Origin of the sequence: Crenalkalicoccus roseus, assembly GCF_004761865.1 — a bacterium.
GTDB classification, from domain to species: Bacteria; Pseudomonadota; Alphaproteobacteria; order Acetobacterales; family Acetobacteraceae; genus Crenalkalicoccus; species Crenalkalicoccus roseus.
The window spans coordinates 27,120-46,433 of record NZ_SJDM01000020.1; the positions used below are offsets into that span (position 1 = coordinate 27,120).

The window sequence follows — 19,314 nt, forward strand, 5'->3', positions numbered from 1 at the left end:
GCAGGGGTTCCGGCCGCCTGTCCGTGGGGCGGGGCACGCTTCCGGCCGCGTCGGGCCCTCGGCGCTCCGCCCCGGAGGTCGGCCCGCCGCGGCGGCGTTCAAGGGGCGGCCGGGCCGCCTCGTCCGCGCGGCGCCTGGGCGCGGTGGTCGAAGCGCACCCAGCCCGGCACCTGCGCGGCGAGGTTCACCTCGCGCCACTTCGGGTGCCGCGGGGGGCGGAGGAATTCGGGAAAGCGCGCGTGCAGCGCCTCGACGAAGCGCGCCACCTTGCGGTGCCGCTCCGTACCCGGCTGCCAGGCATAGACCGCCATCACCGCGCCGACGCCGATGGTCTCCACCGTCTCGCCCTCCGCCACCAGCGCCGGGTAGTCGGCATGGGTGAGGGTGGAGGGCAGGTAGGTTTCCATCAGCGCCGGGGTCATCGGCACCGGCAGGAAATGCAGGCCGGAGCCGGGGGGGATGGCGGCGAACAGCCGCGCCGGCTTGCCGGCGACGAAGACCAGCGCCGCGATCTCGCCCCGCCCGAGGCGCGCCAGCGCGAGGTCCTGCGTCTCGTGCGCGGGGCGGATGCGCACGCCGAGCCCCTCGAACAGCAGCGAGGCGGTCATCGCCGTGCCGCTGCCGCGCAGGTCCACGTTCACCACCTCCCCGTCGAGGTCCGCGATCCGCGCGATGCCGGGGCGGGCGAGGACGTGCACCTCCTCGTCGTAGAGCTTGGTGATGTACTGCACCAGGCCGTCCAGGCCAGGCAGCAGCCGCTCGCGCCGCGCGAAGGCCAGCACGTCGGACTGCACGATGCCGATGTCCACGCCGCGCAGCACCAGGATGTCCGAGAGGTTCTGCAGCGAGCCCTTGCCGAGGATCGGCAGCACGCGGAGGGTGTCGCCGTCGTCGAGCACCGCGGCGAGGTCGGCGGCGATGCGGATGTAGGTGCCGTCCACACCGCCAGAGATGATGCCGACCGTGCCGGCATTGGCCCGCGCCGCGAGGGCGCTGAGCGAGGCGGCGGCGCCCTGGCGCGGCGGCGTCTGGGCGAGCGCCGCCGGGGCGGCGGCGAGGGCGAGGCCCTGAAGCAGGGCGCGGCGGGCAAGGCGGGGGATCATGGCGGGTTCCCGGCGGCGAGGGCGGCGAGCCGCGCCTCGGCCTCCGCCGCGCCGAGGGCGGCGGCGCGGCGGTACCAGGCGGCGGCGAGGGCGGGATCGGGCAGAATGCCCCGCGCGTCCAGCCCCCTCAGGATGGCGGGGTCGTAGGTGCCCCCGGCGGCCAGCGCCGCCTCGGCGCTGCCCACGGCGGCGGCGCGCTCGAAGAAACGGCGGGCGGCGGAGATGTCGCCGAGGGCGAGCAGCGCCTCGCCGCGGCGCAGCAGCGCCTCGGTCACCGCCGGATCCACCCCCGGGGGCGGCGGGGTCTCCCCGGCCCGCTGCGGGCCCTCGGAGAGCGCCGCCCCCGCCGCGGCGATGCCGGGCAGGGCGCCGGGCGCCGGAAGGGGGGGCGCCTCCGCCTCCGGCATGGCGGCGAGGCGGGCGGCGGCGGTCATCAGGATCGGCGGCTCCGCCCCCGCCCGCGCCGCCAGGCGGAGCGGCGGCTCGGCGGGCGGGGGGCGCTGCCCGGGGCCGTGCCAGAGGGCGGCGAGCGCCGCCAGCGCCGCCGCCGCCACGCCCCCGAGTGCCAGGCGGCGCCGGCGCGCTCCCGTCCGCGGCGCCACCACGGCTTGGCGCACCAGGGCCATCCACCGCTCCGGCGGGCAGCGCAGCGACAGGGGCGGCTGGCCGCGCAGGCGCTCCGCCATCAGGCGCGGCAGCGCCTCCGCCGCCTCGGGGCGGAGCGGCAGGTGGACCAGCGGCAGGTAGCCGGGGCAGGCGCGGCGGAAGCCCAGCCGGTCGAGGGCGTGGAAGAAGCGGCTTGGCGCGAGCGGCGTCCAGCGCGGCGCCCGCTCCAGCAGCACGACGCCGCGCGTGGGGTGAAGCAGCAGGAGATCGATGTGGAGCGGCGGCTCCTCCCCATCCGCGATGCGTCCTCCCGGCAGGACCGTCCAGCCGTCGCCCACGCCCGCCAAGCCACCGGGCGCGCCCGCCTCCCCGCGGGCGCCGCCATGCGGCGGAAGGAGGGACGGAGCCTGGAGGGTCATGGCAGTGGGATGTTGGAAATGCGGACTGAAAAGCGGTGTCGGTTGCATGATCAGACCATGCTCGCCGCCCGCTTGCGCGCGAAACCGGCGTCACAGCTTCGCGACGCGTGCCATGCCTGGCCCTGCCTTCCGCCCTCCGGCGCCGCCGGGCAGAGTGCCCGCCCAGCGGAGGAACGGACGGATGGCGCAGGAGCATGGCGAGGTGCGTGTGGAGCGGCTGGCGCGGCCCGAGGGCGGGGAGGTGGCGCGGGTCACCATCGCCCACGAGGCGAAGCTGAACACGCTGAACACGCCGCTGATGCGGCGCCTCGTCGCCGCCATGGCCGAGCTGTCGGCGCTCGACTCGCTGCGCGCGGTGGTGCTGACCGGCGCCGGGCCGAAGGCCTTCGTCGGCGGTGCCGACATCCGCGAGATGGCGGCGATCCCGGACGGCGCCGCCGCCACCGGCTTCATCGAGCAGGTCCATGCCTGCTGCGCCGCGATGCGCGACTGCCCGGTGCCGGTGATCGCCCGCATCAACGGCTGGACCCTCGGCGCGGGGCTGGAGCTGGCGGCGGCCTGTGACCTCCGCCTCGCCGCCGACACCGCCCGCTTCGGGATGCCCGAGGTGCGCGTCGGCATCCCCTCGGTGGTCGAGGCGGCGCTGCTGCCCGGGCTGATCGGCTGGGGGCGGACGCGGCGGCTGCTGCTGCTCGGCGAGACCATCACGGCCGGGGAGGCGGAGGGCTGGGGGCTGGTGGAGCGGGTGGTGGCGCCCGAGGCGCTGGACGCGGCGGTGGAGGAGTGGCTGGCGCATCTCTGCGCCGCCGGCCCCCGGGCCATCCGCAACCAGAAGGCGCTGATCCGCCAGTGGGAGGACGTGCCGCTCTCCCAGGCGGTGGCGGCGGGCGTGCCGGCCTTCGCCCGCGCCTGGGAGAGCGAGGAGCCGCGGGGGATGATGCGCGCCTTCCTCGACCGGCGGCGCTAGAGCCGCTCCACTCGGGCGTGAATCCGAAACGGCTCCAGCCCATCGCCCGATCCGCGGAGGCGGAACCGCCGGAGCGGTGAGGCGGTCGCTCAGCACGGAGCCATGGCGGCGCGATCCACCAGGGCGGATCGCGCCGCGGCACTGCTGCCGCCCGCCGGCGGGACCATGCCCCGGGAGCCTCGCCGGGCTTTGAAGCCGTCCGCCGCGGGAAAGTCCCATTTGAGGCGGCGGATCATCCGCCATGACCACCGGAGCCACCCTGCCGCGGCCGCGCCCGCGCGGCGCCGCGCCGCCACGGCCCGCCCCGCCGCGCCTGCCCGCGGGCGGCTGGCGGGTGCTGCGCGACTGCCCGCTCGGCGGCGGCCCGCCCGTGCCGCTGGCGCTGCTGCACCCGGCCTTCGGCGTCGCGCTCGTCGAGCCGCCGCGCCCGCCCGGCGAGGATGCCGCGACGCGGCTGCGGGCCCGGCTCGCGGCCGCGCGCTTCGGTGCCGTCTTTCCGGGCCATCTGCCGGTCGTCCTGCTGCGCGAGGCGCCGGGCGGAACGCCGGGGGCGCTTGAGGCCGCCTTCGCGCGGCACCGGCCGCCCGCGCTGCCGGGCGGCGATGCCTGGATGGCGGCGGTGGAGCGGGCGCTGACCGCCGCCCCGCCGCCCGCCGCCCTGCCGGCGCGACGCGGCGCGGCTTGGCGCTGGCCCGCCCTGCTGGCGCTGGCGGCGGGGCTCGGCCTCGCCCTGGCGGCGGTGCCCCCCTGGCGGGAGCGCCCCCCGCCGCCGGCCGGGGGCGGCGGGGCGGCACCGGAGGCTGCCCGGACGGGTGGCGCCGTGACGCCCGGCGCCTCGGACTCCGCGGCGGCAGCGCCGACCGCGCCACCCGGCGCGCAGCCGCTTCCGGCCAGCCCACCGCCTGCTGCCGCGCCACCCCCACCCTCGGCTGCGACCTCGCCTCCGGTTGCCGCGTCGCCGCCACCCTCGGCCGCAACCCCGCCACCGCCTCCGGCCAGCCTGCCACCCATCGCCGCACCGCCCCGCGCCGGGCCGCCGCCGCGTGCGGAACCAGTGCCTCGGCCCCCACCGCCGGCGGCGGTCCTGCCGCCGATCGCCGCGCCACCCCGCACCGGGGGACCAGCCTCGCCCCCGCCCCATCCGGAGCCGGCACCGTCGCCGCCTTACGGCCTGCCGCCGATCGCCGCGCCGCCGCCGCACTGGCCCGGAGCGGCTGCGGCGCCGCGGCGCCCCCACCCTCCGCCCGAATGCCGCGAGATCCTCGCCCGGCTCCGCGCCGGCGCGGTGCCCGCCGAGCCGGAGCTTGCCTTCTTCGACCGGTACTGCCGGTTCTGACGTGGCCGCCGGCAGGAGGCGCGGCATCCGCAAGGCGCGCCGGGTGTTGTCCCGGGCGTCACCTCCCGCCGGAGCCCGCACGGATGCGCAACCGCCGCCATGGCCTTCCCGCCCTGCTGTCCCTGCTGGTCCTTGGCGGCTGCACCACCGCCAGCCCCGAGGCCTTCGACCGCCGCATCGCCGCCCTGATCGGCCAGCCTGAGGCGGAGGCAGTGGCCGCCCTTGGCGTGCCGCAGCGGAGCTATGAGGGCGATGGCCGGCGGCTGCTGCACTACGAATTCGCCGGCCCCGCGCCGGGCCCCGTGCTTCGCCCCGGCATCGGGCTCGGCTTCGGCACCGGGGGCTGGGGCAGCGGCTGGGGGGTGGGCACCGGGATCGGCATCGGTCTCGGTGGGCAGGCCGCGGGGGCCCCCTGCGTGCTGGTGCTGGAATCCCGCGAGGGGCGGATCACCGGCTTCCGCCGCAGCGGCCCAGGCTGCGCCCTGCCCGTGGGCTGAGCGCCGCCCCGTCCGCCGGCCGGATGTGTCGGAAATTCTTACATTCCGTGTCCATGCCGGTGCATCCCTATGCCAAGCCCTTGGCGGAACACGAAATCTTGCGCGGCACGGGGTTTGCTACCCCGCTGGTGTCGGCCTTGGCCTCCAGGGGGCTGAGCGCCGACACCTGCGCAACCCGGGCAAGGACACCGGATCATGACCCCGAAATTATCCAGGACGCTGCTGGGATGGAGCCTCTCCGTCTCGGTCGCCGCCGGCGCCGCCCTGGCGCTCAGCGCGGGCCAGGCAGAGGCGGCGCCGATCCCCGCCGGCTGGAGCTGCGTTGGCAATTGCGGCACCCTCGGGCCTGACGGGGTGGTCGCGGCCGCTCCGGTCGGCGATGGCAGCTACCAGTACGTCTCGACCTAATCAGGGCGTCACGAACGCCGGCGCGCTCACCGGCGTCGGCGGCACCGGCACCCCGACCAACGGGTCCCGGCTGACCACCACCGCCTTCTCCGCGGATGCCGGCGACACCCTGGCATTCTACTTCAACTACGTCACCTCGGACGGCGCCGGCTTCGCCGACTATGCCTGGGCGCGGCTGCTGGATGACAGCCTGACCCAGGTGGCGCTGCTGTTCACCGCCCGCACCACGCCGGGCGGCGACACCGTGCCGGGCTTCGCCATGCCCGCGCCGGAGGCGACGCTGACCCCGCCCAGCACGCCGATCATTCCCGGCGGGCCCGCCTGGTCCGCGCTGGGGCCCGATTCAGGGGGGTGCTGGGCTGCGGGGTGCGGCTATACCGGCTGGATCCAGTCCTCCTACACGATCGGAGCCGGCGGCACCTACTACCTGCAATTCGGCGTCACCAACTGGGGCGACACCGCCTTCGACTCCGGCATGGCCATCGCCGGCGTGACGGTCGGCGGCGTGCCGATCACCCCGGTGCCGGAGCCCGGCACGCTGGCGCTGTTCGGCCTCGGCCTCGCCGGCCTTGCCGTGCTGCGGCGGCGCCAGGCGGCCTGAGCCGCGCGCCCCGCACGCCGTCGCCGCCGGGGCGGCGGCGTGCGGGGGGCCACAGCCCGCGCCGCCTCACCCCAGCGCCTTCGCCGCCTCCATCACCTGGGCGGCATGGGCCTCGGGCTTCACCTTGCGCCAGACCCTGGCCACCCGGCCATCGGCGCCGATGAGGAAGCTCGACCGCTCCATGCCCATGTAGGTCTTGCCGTACATGGATTTCCGCACCCACACGCCGTAGGCCTCGGCCACCCTGTGGTCCTCGTCCGAGGCGAGGGGGAATTCCAGCCCGTATTTCGCGGCGAATTTCTCGATCGCCGGCAGCCGATCGGGGCTGACGCCGATCACGGTCAGTCCGAGGCGGCCGAGTTGCGGCAGCGCCTCCTGGAGGCCGCAGGCCTGCCGCGTGCAGCCCGGCGTGTCCGCCTTCGGGTAGAAGTAGAGCAGGAAGGGCTGCCCCTTCAGCGCCTCCAGGCTCACCCTCCGCCCGCCGGAGGCCGGCATGGAGAAGTCCGGCGCCGGGTCGCCCTCGGCCGGTCCCGCCTGGGCGGTGGAGGTGCTGCTGCTGGCCATGGCGGAAACTCCCCCTCAGTCAGATCCCGCCGAGATCGGCGAGGTGGCGGTTGAACGCCGCGCGCACGCGCCGCGCGTGCCGTTCCATCTCGGCGCGCAGCCCGGGGAGGTCAACCGCCGGCGCCTCGAGCAGCGGCGCGGCGGCGCGCAGCAGCGCCGCCTCGGCGGGGGCGGGCAGCGCCTCCTCCCGCGTCCGGCCCTGGGTCAGGCGGATCAGCCCGAGCACGGTGCGGTAGAGCCGGTCGGCGCGGATCAGCGCCGCCGCCTCCGCCTCCGGCAGCACCCCCGCCCGCGCCAGGCGGTCGAGGGCCACTCGTGTCGTCGTCGCCAGCACCTCGGGCCGCGAGGGGGCGTGGCGGAGCTGCAGCGCCTGGGCGACGAACTCGACCTCGACCAGACCGCCCGGCATCAGCTTCCAGTCCCACGGCCCCTCGGGCGGCAGGTCGCGCAGCATGCGCGCGCGCATCGCCCCGGCATCGGCCGGCGCCGCCTCCGCCGCGTCGGCGCGCAGCAGCGCCGCGCGCACCGCCTCCGTCACCCGCCGCTTCAGCGCCGGCGGCCCGGCGATCACCCGCGCCCGGGTCAGCGCCATGCGCTCCCAGGTCCAGGCCTCGGCGCGGTGGTAGCGCGCGAAGGAGGCGAGGCTGGTGGCGACCGGCCCCTTGCTGCCGGAGGGGCGGAGCCGCATGTCCACCTCCCACAGCCGCCCCTCCGCGCCCGGCGCGGTGATGGCGGCCACCACCTGCGGCGCGAGGCGGATGAAGTACTCCGAAGGCGCGAGGGACCGGCGCCCGCCCTCGCTGCCGGTCGCCTCCGGGTCATGGTCGTAGATCAGCACCAGGTCGAGGTCGGAGCCGGGCAGCATCTCCCGCCCGCCGAGCTTGCCGAGCGCCACCACCGCCAGGGCGCCGCCCGGCACGCGGCCGTAGCGCTCGGCGAAGTCGGCGGCGATGCGCGGCAGCAGCGCGGCGATCGCGGTCTCGGCCAGGTCGCTGCGCAGCGCGCCGGCGGTGTCGGCGTCGAGCCGCCCCTCCAGCGCCGCCACATCGATGTCGAATTTGCGCTCGGTGGCGATGCGCCGCGCCACCTCCAGCGCCTCCTCGAGGTGGCGCGCATCCTTCACCAGGGCGGGCAGGGCGGCGGCGGGGTCGGGGCCGAGCTCCGGCCCGTCGCGTCCGTTCGCCCCGACGCCGCCGGCGAGCAGCCCGTCCAGCGCCGAGACGTTGCGCGCCAGGTGGTCGGCGAGCTGCGGCGCCGCGCCGAGCACCCCGGCGATGCGGTCGAGCAGCGCCGGGTTGCGGTGGAGCAGGCTCAGCACCTGCACCCCTGCGGGCAGGCGCATCAGCAGCGAGTCGAAGCGCGCCAGCGCCTGGCCCGGATGGTGCTGGCGGCCGAAGGCGGCGAGGAGGGCGGGCATCAGCTCGGTCAGCAGCTCGCGCGCCCGCTCGCTGCGCGTCGCGCGCGGACGGCCGTGATGCCAGCCGCGCACCATGGCGGCGACCGAGGAGGGATCGTCGAAGCCCATGGCGCGCAGCGTCGCCATGGTGTCCGGGTCGTCCTCGACCCCGGTGAAGACCAGGCTGCCCCCCGCCTCCCCGGCGCGGGAGAGGGCGGGGGCGGCCTCGAACAGCCCGGCGTAGTGGCGCTCGACGCGGCCGAGATGGGCCAGGAATTCCGCGGCGAAGGCCTCGGCGGAGGCGAAGCCCATGAAGGAGGCGATGCGCGCGAGGCCCTCCGCGTCTTCCGGCAGGCGGTGGGTCTGGCGATCCGCCACCATCTGCAGCCGGTGCTCGAGCGTGCGCAGGAACACGTAGGCGTCGGCGAGATCGACTGCGGCGCGGCGTTCGAGCCGCCCCGCCGCCACCAGCGCGGCCAGCGCACCGAGCGTGGTCGGGTCGCGCAGCGCGGGGTCGCGCCCGCCCCAGATGAGCTGCAGCACCTGCACGGTGAACTCGATCTCGCGGATCCCGCCCCGGCCGAGCTTGACGTCGTGCCCGACGAGCGCCACGGTCGCGCCCGCCCCCCTGGCGCCCTTGTGGGCGTGGATCTGCCGCTTGATCGAATGGATGTCGGAGACGGCGGCGAAGTCGAGCGAGCGGCGCCACAGGAAGGGGCGGATCTCGCGCAGGAACTGCTCGCCGAGCGCGCGGTCGGCGGCCACCGGCCGTGCCTTGATCATCGCCGCCCGCTCCCAGTTCTGCCCCATGGACTCGTAGTAGGTGATGGCGGCGGGCAGGGAGACGGCGAGCGGCGTCGCCGCCGGGTCGGGGCGCAGGCGGAGGTCGGTGCGGAACACGTAGCCTTCCGCCGTGCGCTCCTCCATCAGCCGCACGAGATCGCGCGCGAGCCGCACGAACAGCGCCCCCGCCCGGTCGGCATGGTAGGCTGCCGCGGGGTCGTAGAGCAGCATGAGGTCCACATCCGAGGAGTAGTTGAGCTCCCGCGCGCCGAGCTTGCCCATGCCGAGCACCACAAGGCCGCTGCCGCGGCCGATGGCGCGCGGATCGGCCCGCCCGTTGCCGCCGCGCGGAAGGCGCAGCTCGCCCCGCCCGGCGGCGGCGAGCAGCAGGTGCGCGCAGGCGAAGTCGAGCGTCCGCTCCGCGAGGTCCGACAGCGCGCCGGTGACGCGGTCGAGCGGCCACAGCCCGGCGAGATCGGCCGCCGCCACCACCAGCGCCGATTGCCGCTTCGCCTGGCGCAGCAGCGCCGCCACCTGCTCCCGTCCCGCCGCCGGGTCGGCGCGGGTCAGCGGATCGAGGGCGAGCGCCTGCGCCTCCTCCGGGCCGCGCTCGGCCAGGCGCAGCAGGGTCGGCGCCTCGCGCAGCGCGAGATCGGCGAGGTAGGGGCTGTGCCCGCCGAGGGCGGCGAGCAGCGCCGCGCCCTCGGCGCTCGCGGCGAAGGCGCGGCAGGCGGCGTCGCGCTCGGCGAAGCGCTCGATCAGGCGGTCGGCCGCCGCGGCGTCGAAGGGGCGGGGCAGGCGCTCGGGGGCGATGACGGCATCGGGCATGGCGGGGGAGGAGGCGCTTGAGGGCGGGCCTCGGTCAAGCGCTGCGTTGGCTGCAGCGGCTCATCCGGGTGGTGCTGGCGCTGGCCATGCTGCTCGCGGTCGGCCTCGGCGCGCTGGCCTGGCGGCTGGCCGAGGGGCCGCTCGCCCTCGATCCCCTGGCGCGGCAGATCGAGCGGGCGGCGAATGCCGGGCGCGAGGGGATGCGGATCGAGGTGGGCGGCGCCGCCATCGCGTGGGGCGGCTGGCACGGCGGGGCGGCGGCCCCGCTCGAGATCCGCCTGACCGATGTGCGCCTGATCGGGCGCGAGGGCGCGCTCGGGGCCGACCTGCCCGACGCGGCGGTGACGCTCTCCGTGCCGGCGCTGCTGCGCGGGCGGCTCGCGCCGGCCACCATCCTGCTGCGCGCCCCGGCGCTGCTCGTGCACCGCGACGCGGAGGGGCGCGTCAGCCTCGATTCCTCGCCCGCCCCGGCGCCGGAGGAGGCGCCGCCCGCCCCGGACGCGCTGCCCTTCGAGGTGCTGCTCTCCGACCTGATGCGGCCGGCCGCCGACCACGCCGCGCACGCGGCGCTGCGGCGCGTGCGCGTCACCGAGGCCGAGGTGCTGGTGGTGGACCGGCGGCTCGGGCGCCGCTGGACGCTCTCCGGCACCGAGCTCGACATCCGCCGCGGCGCCGAGGGCGGGCTCGCCGCCGAGGGCGCCGCCACCATCCGCAGCGGCGGCCTCGCCGTGCCGGTGCGCCTGTTCGGCGCCGCCGCCGGGGCGCCGATGCGCGCCTCGGCCGGGCTCGCCCTGCCGGCGCTGCGCCCGGCGGAACTCGCCGCGATCTGGCCGGACCTCGCCCCGCTCCGGGTGCTCGACGCGCCGGTGGCCCTGGTCGCCACGGCGGAGCTCGGCCCGGACGGGCAGCCGGAGCGGGTGCAGGCCCGGCTGGAGGCGGGGGCGGGCGCGCTCGCGCTCGGCGGCGCGCCGCTCCGCTTCGCCGCGCTCGAGGCGGCGCTGGAGGCGGAGGGCGCGACGGCGCGGCTGCGGGCGGCACGGCTGCGCCTGCCCGGCCCCCCCGAGGCGGTGCTGACCGCGGAGGGGGTGGCGCGGCTGCGGGGCGGGGCCTGGGAGGCGGCGCTCGACCTCGCCCTCGCCCCGCTCTCGGTGGCGCATCTCGGCCGGCACTGGCCGGAGGGGCTGGCGCCGGAAGCGCGCGCGGCCGTGCTCGGCGCGCTGCCGGCGGGCTGGCTCCGCGCCGCCTCGCTGCGCCTGTCCTTCCGTGCCTCCGAGGCGCTGGAGGAGGCGGCACTGCGCGAGGCGCGCCTCGCCCTGGCGCTGGAGACGCCGCTGCTCGATCTCGGACCCCTCGGCCGGGTTCCGGCGCGGGAGGCGGCGCTCGCCGCGACGCTGACGCCGGAGGCGGTGCGGCTCGAACGGGCCACGCTCCGCCTGCCGGCGCCGCCGGGGGGCACGCTGCCGGGTCCGGTGCTGGAGGCGGCGGGGGAGGCGGCGCGCGGCGCGGGGGGGTGGCGGGGGGCGCTCGACCTCTCGCTCGACCGGGTGCGCTTCGCCGATCTGGCCGCCTACTGGCCCGAGGGCCTGCGGCGCGACGTGCGGGAATGGATCACCGGCAACATCACCGCGGGCGAGGTCGTCGGCGGGCGGTGGCGCTTCGAGGCGGCGATGCCGGAGGGCGCGGATTCGCTCCGCCTCACCGCGCTGTCGGGCAGGGCGGAGGCGCGCGGGGCGACGGTGCACTGGCTGCGCCCGGTGCCGCCTGTGCAGGGCGTGGACGCGACCGCCGAGTTCTCCCTCGACGAGATCGCGCTCCGCCTGCGCGGCGGACGGCAGCTCGCCGGCGAGGGCGGCCGGGGTGGGCTGGAGCTGCGCGAGGGGCGGATCCGCCTGCACGACCTCACCGGCATTCCGGGACAGATCGAGATCGCGCTGCAGACGGCCGGCCCGCTGCCCGAGGTGTTCGCGCTGATCCGCCATCCGCGGCTGCACCTGTTCGACCGGCGCCGGCTGGAGGTCGGCGCCGCGGCGGGGCAGGCGGAGGCGCAGGTGACGATCGCCTTCCCGCTCTGGCGCGAGGTGCCGCTCGAGCAGATGCGCATCCGCGCCGCCGGGCGGGTGACGGAGGCGCGGCTGACCGACGCGCTGCTCGGCCAGGACCTCGAACGCGCGGCTCTCGAGGTGGCGGTGGACACGGAGGGGCTGCGCCTCTCCGGCCAGGGCATGCTGGTCGGCGCGCCGCTGCGCCTTTCCTACGAGACCGATTTCCGCCCCGGCCCGGCCGCGGGCGTGGTGGAGCGGGCCACCGCCACCGGCCGGATGGAGGCGCGGCAGCTCGCCGCGCTCGGCTTCGAGACGCATGGCGTGCTGGCCGGCCCGGTGGCGGTGGAGGCGCGCTTCGAGCGCCGCCGCAACGGCCAGGGCCAGGTCTCCCTGCGCGGCGACCTGCGCGAGGCGCGCCTTGCCGCCGAAGGGCTCGGCTGGGTGAAGCCGCCGGGCGCCGCGGGGCAGGCGCAGGCGCTGCTGCGGCTGCAGGGCGAGGCGCTGCTCGCCGCCGAGGCAATGCAGCTCGACGCGGCCGGCCTCGCGCTGCGCGGCGCCGCCCGCTTCGGCCCCGCCGGGCGGCTGGAGCGGGTGCACATCACCGAGGGCGCGCTCGGCGCCTCGCGCTTCGGCGGCGAGGTGCGCCGGCCGGCGCAGGAGGGCGGGGCCTGGACGGTCCTGCTGCGCGGCCCGCTGCTCGACCTGCGGCCGATCCTCGCGCCGCGCGGCGGCGCGCCGGGCGGGCGCGGCGGCGAGGCCGACCCGCCGCTCCTGCTCGATCTCCGCTTCGGGCGGGTGACGATGGGGGCGGGGCGCGACATGCTCGACGTGGCGCTGGTCGCGCGCACCGACGCCCTCGGCGTGCTGCGGGAGGCGCGGGCGGAGGGGCGCACCGCGGCGCAGGGCGGGGCCTTCGCCTTCACCCTCACGCCGCGCGGGCAGGAGCGGCACCTGCGCCTCACGGCGGAGAATGGCGGGGCGCTGCTGCGCGCCCTCGACCTCGCCGACCCGATCGAGGGCGGGCGGCTGAGCGTGACCGCGGTCTACCCCGAGGCGCGGCCGGGCGCGCCGCTGATCGGCACGGCCGAGCTCGACCAGTTCGTGGTGCGCAACGCCCCCGCCCTCGGCAAGCTCCTGCAGGCGATGACGCTCTACGGCGTGCTGGAGGCGCTGCAGGGCGGCAGCGGCCTCGCCTTCGCCCGCCTCGTCGCGCCCTTCACCCTGACCCCGGAGGCGCTGACGCTGCGCGACGCGCGCGCCTTCTCCGCCTCGCTCGGGCTGACGGCGAAGGGGCGCATCTGGCGCGAGCGCAGCCACATCGACATCGAGGGCACGCTGGTGCCCGCCTGGTTCTTCAACCAGCTTCTCGGCAACATCCCGATCCTCGGACGGCTGTTCAGCCCCGAGGCCGGCGGCGGCGTCTTCGCCGCCACCTACCGCGTGCAGGGCCCCTTCGCCGAGCCGGTGGTGACAGTGAACCCCCTGGCGGCGCTGACGCCGGGCTTCCTGCGCGGGCTGTTCGCGCTCGGCGAGGGCGGGGCCGGGCAGGCGCCGCCGGACCCGACCGAGCGCTGAGCCGGCGGCTTCACGCCCTGGGGTGGGGGGCCTATGGTCGGCGCGGGAGGAAACGCCGATGAAATTCGGGTTCTCGCGCGAGCAGGAGGAGTTCAGGTCGAACCTGCGGCGCTTCCTGGCGGAGCGGTCGCCGCCCTCCGAGGTGCGGCGGCTGATGGAAACCGAGGCGGGCTGGGAGCGCGAGGGCTGGCGGCGCGCCAACGCGGCGCTCGGCCTGACCGCGCTGCGCATCCCGGAAGCCCATGGCGGGCAGGGCTTCGGCTTCGGCGAACTCTGCATCGTGCTCGAGGAGATGGGGCGGGTGCTGCTCTGCGCCCCCTACTTCGCCACCGCGGTGCTGGCGACCGGCGCCATCCTAAACGCCGGCACGGAGGAGCAGAAGCGCGCGCTGCTGCCCGGCATCGCCTCCGGCGAGACGGTGGCGACCCTCGCCTTCGCCGAGGATGCGGGGCGGTGGGACGCGGCCGCCACCACCCTGGCCGCGACGCCGGCGGGAGGCGGGCGCTGGCGCCTCGACGGGCACAAGAGCTTCGTGCTCGACGGCCACACCGCCGACCTGATCGTGGTGCTGGCGCGCGGCCCCGGCTCGGCGGGCGAGGAGGGGCTGTCCCTGTTCACCGTGCCCGGCGACGCGCCGGGGCTGGAGCGGCGGCCGCTCCGCACCATCGACATGACGCGCAAGCTGGCGCGCCTGACCTTCCGCGGGGTGGAGGCGGCGCCGCTCGGCGCGCCGGGCGGGGCGGCGGCGCCCTTCGCGCGGACCATGCTGGAGGCCGCCGTGTGCCTGGCGAACGAGATGGTCGGCGGCGCCGAGCGGCTGCGCGAGGACGCGCTCGCCTACGCGAAGATGCGCGTGCAGTTCGGGCGGCCGGTGGCCTCCTTCCAGTCCATGAAGCACAAGGCGGCCGACATGCTGGTGGATGTGGAGCTGGCCAAGGCCGCCGCCTACTACGCCGCCGCGGCGCTCGACGAGGACGATGCGGAGCTGCCGGCCATCGCCTCGCTGGCCAAGGCCTGCGCCGCCGACGCCTACATGCAGACCGCGATCCACGCCATCCAGATCCACGGCGGGATCGGCTTCACCTGGGACAACGACACGCATCTCTGGTTCCGGCGCGCCAAGGGCTCGGAGGTGCTGTTCGGCGACGCGCACCATCACCGGGAGCTGATGATGCGCCACTGGGCGGCGTGAGCGGGGAGGGCAGGACGATGGACGAGGCGGCGGTGCGGGCCGAGGTCCGCGCCTGGCTGGAGGCGCATTGGGACCCGGAGCGCGGGCTGGTGGCGTGGCGGCACATGCTGGCCGAATCCGGCTGGGGCGTGCCGCACTGGCCGCGCGAGTGGTACGGCCGCGACCTGCCGGTCGGCCTGGTGCCGGTGGTGGAGGAGGAGTTCCGGCGCATCGGCGCCGTCGGCGTCGCCAAGGCCGGCATCCGCATGCTGGCCGCGGCGACGATCCTCGCCCACGGCACGCGGCTGCACAAGGAGAGGTTCCTGCGCCGCATCCTCACCGGCGAGGACACCTGGTGCCAGCTCTTCAGCGAGCCCGGCAGCGGTTCCGACGTCGCCGCGGCGGTGACGCGGGCGGAGTTCCGCGGCAACCGGTGGGTCATCAACGGCCAGAAGGTCTGGACCACCAGCGCGCACCACGCCGATTGGGGGCTGCTGCTGGCGCGCACCGACTGGGACCGGCCCAAGCACAAGGGCCTCTCCTTCTTCATCATCGACATGCGCCAGCCGGGCGTGGAGGCGCGGCCGCTCCGCCAGATGAACGGTTATGCCTCCTTCAACCAGGTGTTCCTGACCGATGCCGAGGTGCCGCCGGAATTCCTGGTGGGCGAGGTCGGGGAGGGATGGGCGGTGGCGACCACCACGCTGATGCACGAGCGGCGCGGCGCCGACGCCCTGCGGAGCTGGGCCCTCGGCTCCGACCGCCCGGGGCGGATCTACGAGGAGGAGCGGGCCGAGATCGCCACCGTCATGGAGCCCTACCGGTGGTATCCGCAGCGCGCGGGCCGCGTGGACCTGGTGATGGAGCGCGCGCGGGCCGCCGGCCGCCTCGGGGATCCGGTGCTGCGGCAGGAGATCGCAAAGCTGCTGACCCTGTCCAGGGCGGCGGAGTGGCTGGCGCGGCGCGCGCGCACGGCGCAGGAGCAGGGGCGGCCGCAGGGGCCCGAAGGATCGCTCGGCAAGCTGGTGGCGAGCCACGTGGCGCGCGCCGCGGCACGGGTGCACACCCAGATCGCCGGCGCTGACGCGCTGCTGAGCGGCGAGGACGGTCCGATGGGCGGGCTGATCGCCGAGATCCTGCTCTCCGTGCCCGCAACCTCGATCGCCGGCGGCACCGACGAGATCCAGCGCAACATCATCGCCGAGCGCGTGCTGCGGATGCCGAAGGAACCCAACCCGGACGCCGACCGCCCGTTCCGCGAGGTGCCGCGCAACGCGGTGTCCTGAAGGCAGGGCCGGGCACGCGCCGAGCGCGGCGCAGCACCTCGACCTTCGCGGCAACATGCGGCAGGGCCGTGCCGTGCGCCTGCACGAAGGCAGCCGCGAAAGCCGCGCGCTCCAGCGCCTCGCACAGGTCGAGGTAGTGCAGCAGGCGGCGTTCGGCGCGGCTGCCACACCCGGTCTGGCGGCGGAAGGCGCGCCAGAGAAGGAGCGCGTTGACCGCCCAGGGGTCGTAGGCGTGCTCCTGCATGCGCCTGCGCACCGCCGGGGGCAGCGCCTCATAGGCGGCCCACTCGTCGCCCGGGAAGCGGCGCCAGATCGCCTCGCGGATGGTCCCGTCATTCGACGGTGCCCCGCCGCGCCAGGGCGGCAGCATGGCGCGCGGCGATCGGTCCTGGCGGGGAGCGTCGGAGACCATAATGATATAATATAACATATTCTGTTGTAGGGAAGCCCTTCACATCCCCCGGCCCGAAGTTGGACGGAAGCTGCCCCGCGCCGGTTGCCGCCGGGCGCGACCTGAAGCCGGCAGCGCGGCCAGAACACCGGAGGGCGGTCGCGCGGGCACCGTTCCGCAGAACCGTATCAGTGCAGCGCGGCAGGGAGGGGGGAGGCCCAGACCGTGCCGCCGCCAGGCAGCTCCTGCTCCTCGGCGAAGACGCGGCGCGGCAGGGCCAGGCCGATGCCGAGCAGAAGCTCGCCCAGGCCTTCCAGGGGACCGAGCGCGAATTCGGCGCCGGGGGGAGAGAGTAGCCCGCAGCGCAGCGTCCTTTCGGCCCGCCCGCTTTCTCCGGCCTGGGCAAGCGCGACGGCGTGGAGCAGGCGCTGCTCATCCTCGGAAAGCCGCGGGCAGCGCGGGCAGCGCATGTCCACTGGGCGTCGCGCGGTCCTTGCGACGATGCGCAGGAACTGGTCGAGGGAGAGCGCCGCGTCCGGGGCGCCCAGCCCGGCCATGTCCTGCCGCAGGCGGAGCATGGGATCGGCCCCCCGCTTCAGCTCGGCCACCCATTCCCGCATCCCGGTCAGGACCACGCCCTCGGCATGGTCCAGGGCTTCGGCCGCTACCGGGTAGGTGTGGAGGATGCGCGGGGTGAAGGGAAGGATTCGGCCCATGGCGTTCTCCTGGGGTGCGGGTTCTTCCTGCCCTATATGAGAGTGATTATCAATATCAATTTCTCGGCGGCCCCGCTCTGGGGGGGGCGGGGGCGGCCCTGGAGGCGGCGTCAGCGGCGGCCGCCGAGATCGACCAGGGCTGGCCTTGGATGGCGGAGGTCGCGGAACCAGCGCTCGAGCGTGCCGGCCGGCTCGGGCCGGCCAAACAGGTAGCCCTGCGCCTCGGTGCAGCCGGCGGCCTCGACCTGTGCGCGCTGCTCCGCCGTCTCCACCCCCTCGGCCGTGGCGGTCATGCCGAGCTGGGCAGCAAGGCGCGCGACCGAGCGGACGATGGTCAGGCAATCGGCGCGGTTCGACATGTCGCGCACGAAGGACTGGTCGATCTTGATCTTGTCGAAGGGAAAGGCGCGCAGGTAGCTGAGCGAGGAGTAGCGCGTGCCGAAATCGTCGAGCGCAACGCGGATGCCGAGCGCGCGCAGCTCCTGCAGCATGCCGAGCACCGCCTCGTTGTCCTGCAGCAGCGTCGTCTCGGTGATCTCGAGTTCGAGCCGGCCGGGGGCGAGGCCGGAGAGGGCGAGCGCCTCCCGCACGGTGCGGACCAGATCGCCGCTGCGGAATTGCACGGGCGAGAGGTTGACCGCCACCTTGAGCGGCGCCGGCCAGCCGGCCGCCTCCAGGCAGGCCTGCTGGAGCACCCAGCGCCCGATCGGGATGATCAGGCCCGACTGCTCGGCGACCGGCACGAATTCGGAAGGCGGCACCAGGCCGCGCCTGCCATGGTGCCAGCGCAGCAGGGCTTCGAAGCCGGCGGGGCGACCGGCGCGCAGGTCGAACACCGGCTGGTAGAGGATCTCGAATTCGTTGCCCGACAGGGCGCTGCGCAGGTCGGCCTCGGTGTCGAGGCGGGCGCGGAGCGCCTCCTCCATCCCGGGCATGAAGCGGCACCAGCTCCGCCGCCCTTCCGCCTTCGCCCGGTGCAGGGCGAGGTCGGCGTTCCTGAGCAGGTGGTGGACCGAGGAGGCAGCCTCGCCGGCGACGGAGAGGCCGACGCTGACGCCGATGCTGATGCGGCCGGCATCCAGCGCATAGGGTTCGGACAGGCGGGCGATCAGGAACTGCGCCAGCGCCTCCGCCTCGGCCGGCTGGCTGCGCGCCACCTGCAGCACCGCGAATTCGTCGCCGCCGAGCCGCGCCACGAGGTCGCCCTCGTTCACGAGGCCACGCAGCCGCCCCGCCACCGCCTGCAGCAGGGCATCCCCGGCCGGATGGCCGAGAGAGTCGTTCACGTCCTTGAAGCCGTCTATGTCGAGGCAGAGCAGGGCGAGGCCGCCCGTGTCCGGGTGCAGGCGGCGGAGCGTGTCCTCGGCGCGCTGCTGGAACATGACGCGGTTCGGCAGGCCCGTCAGCGCGTCGTGGTGCGCCATATAGGTGATGCGCCGCTCGGCCTGCCGGCGCTCCGTGATGTCCTCGTAGGTCGCGACCCAGCCACCGCTGGCCATGGGCTGGTGCAGGACCATCAGCGTACGGCCGTTCTCGTCCTCCCGCACGAAGGTCGCCGGCCTGCCGCCCGCCGCCAGCAGCGCCTGGTCGGCCCAGATGGCGTGGGCGAGCTTCGGGCTCACCTGACCGCCCGGGGAGGCGGCGCTGAAGGCCTCGAGCGCGGGCGTGCCGGGCAGGGTGCGCTCGGCCTGGAGCCCGAAGAGTTCGCGGAATCTCTGGTTGCAGACAATCAGCCGCTCCTCCGCATCCACCATGCAGAGGCCCTGGGACATGTTGTTGAGCGCGGCGTCGAAGCGGGCGTTCTGGATGTGCAGCTCGGCATCGCGCGCCTGCAGCGCCAGGTTCTGCTGCTGCACCTCCTCCATGGCGGCGCGCACGCGGGCATTCGCCTCCTCGAGCTGGGTGCCCGCCCGCTCCAGGTCGCGCACCAGGGCCTGCATCCCGCCATAGGCCTCCCGCAGCAGCGCGTGGCGGCGCCGCAGCAGCACGACCATGGCGAGGCAGCACAGGATGAGGGCGAACAGCGCCGCCGAGAGCACCCAGTGCAGGGCGGCGAGGTGGCGGATGTCCGCGGCCACGGCAGCGGTGCCCTGCACATAGGCCGCGGCGGCGAGGCGCGCGAGCTCCGGTGCGAGCTGGCCGAAGCGCCGCATCAGCGCCTCGGCGACGCCGGGCTCCTCCAGCCGATCGGTGAGCGTCCGCGCCTCGGCGATGGCGGCCTGCAGCCTCTCGACAGCCGCGGCCAGCTCCGGGAGGCCCGAGACGTAGAGGGCGAGTTCGCCCCGATTGAGCACCCGGCTGCGGTTCTCTACGATGTCGAGCCAGAGTTCCACCGCGTCGCGCTCCGCGGCGCCGCGGCCGATGGCGTAGCCGCCGAGCGCTATCTGCAGCCGTGCCACCTCCTGCGCGGCCTGGCTCACCGCCCAGATATCGTTGTAGCGCGTGGCGGCCCGGAGACCGTCCCGGTGGCCGAACAGCAGCGCAGTGGTGCCGAGCGAGGCGATCGCCAGGATCAGGGCGATCGCGATCAGGGCCCGCTCCACCGTGCGGAGGCTGCGCCCGAGTTCCGGCACCGCGTGCCGCTGCCGCCCGGGAGCGGGAACCTCCGGCGAGGCCTGCATGATC

The 19,314-nt window shown here is 76.1% G+C and carries 15 protein-coding genes; 8 read left to right on the forward strand and 7 right to left on the reverse strand.

The window, feature by feature from the left end; genetic code table 11:
* Positions 1 to 98: 98 nt before the first annotated feature.
* Positions 99 to 1,103 (reverse strand): TAXI family TRAP transporter solute-binding subunit, encoded by a 1,005-nt coding sequence (locus tag ET526_RS13475; RefSeq protein ID WP_240048392.1) that lies wholly within the window; start codon positions 1,101 to 1,103, stop codon positions 99 to 101.
* Positions 1,100 to 2,047 carry a hypothetical protein gene (locus tag ET526_RS13480; RefSeq protein WP_135468224.1) on the reverse strand — a complete coding sequence of 316 codons (948 nt, stop codon included), beginning with the start codon at positions 2,045 to 2,047 and terminating at the stop codon, positions 1,100 to 1,102. Before ET526_RS13480 ends, ET526_RS13475 begins: the two co-directional genes overlap by 4 nt.
* 262 nt (positions 2,048 to 2,309) lie before the next feature.
* Between ET526_RS13480 and ET526_RS13485 the strand changes: the two genes are divergently transcribed.
* The 5 genes from ET526_RS13485 to ET526_RS13505 all read left to right on the forward strand — a co-directional run bounded on the left by ET526_RS13485 (position 2,310) and on the right by ET526_RS13505 (position 5,937).
* The gene (locus ET526_RS13485; RefSeq protein WP_135468225.1) at positions 2,310 to 3,095 is read left to right on the forward strand and encodes an enoyl-CoA hydratase; all 786 of its coding nucleotides are present in this window, start codon (positions 2,310 to 2,312) and stop codon (positions 3,093 to 3,095) included.
* 241 nt (positions 3,096 to 3,336) lie between these two features.
* Entirely contained in the window at positions 3,337 to 4,431 is a 1,095-nt protein-coding gene (locus tag ET526_RS13490) for a hypothetical protein (protein ID WP_135468226.1), read from the forward strand.
* 83 nt (positions 4,432 to 4,514) lie between these two features.
* Positions 4,515 to 4,928, forward strand: a complete 414-nt coding sequence (locus ET526_RS13495; protein WP_135468227.1) for a hypothetical protein — start codon at positions 4,515 to 4,517, stop codon at positions 4,926 to 4,928.
* A 195-nt stretch (positions 4,929 to 5,123) separates the two neighbouring features.
* Entirely contained in the window at positions 5,124 to 5,336 is a 213-nt protein-coding gene (locus ET526_RS21735) for a hypothetical protein (protein WP_135468228.1), read from the forward strand.
* Positions 5,308 to 5,937: an NF038132 family protein gene (locus ET526_RS13505; protein WP_135468229.1), complete on the forward strand. Its 630-nt coding sequence runs from the start codon at positions 5,308 to 5,310 to the stop codon at positions 5,935 to 5,937. The genes ET526_RS21735 and ET526_RS13505 overlap by 29 nt, the downstream gene beginning before the upstream one ends.
* Before the next feature lie 66 nt (positions 5,938 to 6,003).
* Here ET526_RS13505 and bcp read toward each other — a convergent pair whose 3' ends face one another.
* A complete protein-coding gene (gene bcp, locus ET526_RS13510; RefSeq protein WP_135468230.1) occupies positions 6,004 to 6,501 on the reverse strand; it encodes a thioredoxin-dependent thiol peroxidase in 498 nt (165 codons plus the stop codon).
* 19 nt (positions 6,502 to 6,520) lie between these two features.
* Positions 6,521 to 9,508 carry a bifunctional [glutamine synthetase] adenylyltransferase/[glutamine synthetase]-adenylyl-L-tyrosine phosphorylase gene (locus ET526_RS13515; RefSeq protein ID WP_135468231.1) on the reverse strand — a complete coding sequence of 996 codons (2,988 nt, stop codon included), beginning with the start codon at positions 9,506 to 9,508 and terminating at the stop codon, positions 6,521 to 6,523.
* Positions 9,509 to 9,525: 17 nt separating this feature from the next.
* Between ET526_RS13515 and ET526_RS22410 the strand changes: the two genes are divergently transcribed.
* Genes ET526_RS22410 through ET526_RS13530 form a run of 3 tightly spaced genes read left to right on the forward strand, consistent with a single transcriptional unit; the run spans position 9,526 to position 15,582 of the window.
* Positions 9,526 to 13,125, forward strand: coding sequence for a YhdP family protein (locus ET526_RS22410; RefSeq protein WP_135468232.1), 3,600 nt, complete (start codon positions 9,526 to 9,528; stop codon positions 13,123 to 13,125).
* 58 nt (positions 13,126 to 13,183) lie between these two features.
* Entirely contained in the window at positions 13,184 to 14,317 is a 1,134-nt protein-coding gene (locus ET526_RS13525) for an acyl-CoA dehydrogenase family protein (RefSeq protein ID WP_135468233.1), read from the forward strand.
* 17 nt (positions 14,318 to 14,334) lie between these two features.
* Entirely contained in the window at positions 14,335 to 15,582 is a 1,248-nt protein-coding gene (locus tag ET526_RS13530) for an acyl-CoA dehydrogenase family protein (protein ID WP_135468234.1), read from the forward strand.
* Here ET526_RS13530 and ET526_RS22080 read toward each other — a convergent pair.
* The 3 genes from ET526_RS22080 to ET526_RS13545 form a co-directional block, all read right to left on the reverse strand.
* The gene (locus ET526_RS22080) at positions 15,491 to 16,012 is read right to left on the reverse strand and encodes a DUF6525 family protein (protein WP_338025360.1); all 522 of its coding nucleotides are present in this window, start codon (positions 16,010 to 16,012) and stop codon (positions 15,491 to 15,493) included. The two genes, ET526_RS13530 and ET526_RS22080, sit on opposite strands and share 92 nt — an antisense overlap.
* 149 nt (positions 16,013 to 16,161) lie before the next feature.
* Positions 16,162 to 16,689, reverse strand: a complete 528-nt coding sequence (locus tag ET526_RS13540) for a hypothetical protein (RefSeq protein ID WP_135468235.1) — start codon at positions 16,687 to 16,689, stop codon at positions 16,162 to 16,164.
* Positions 16,690 to 16,799: 110 nt separating this feature from the next.
* Positions 16,800 to 19,310 carry a putative bifunctional diguanylate cyclase/phosphodiesterase gene (locus ET526_RS13545; protein ID WP_135468236.1) on the reverse strand — a complete coding sequence of 837 codons (2,511 nt, stop codon included), beginning with the start codon at positions 19,308 to 19,310 and terminating at the stop codon, positions 16,800 to 16,802.
* Positions 19,311 to 19,314 lie beyond the last annotated feature (4 nt).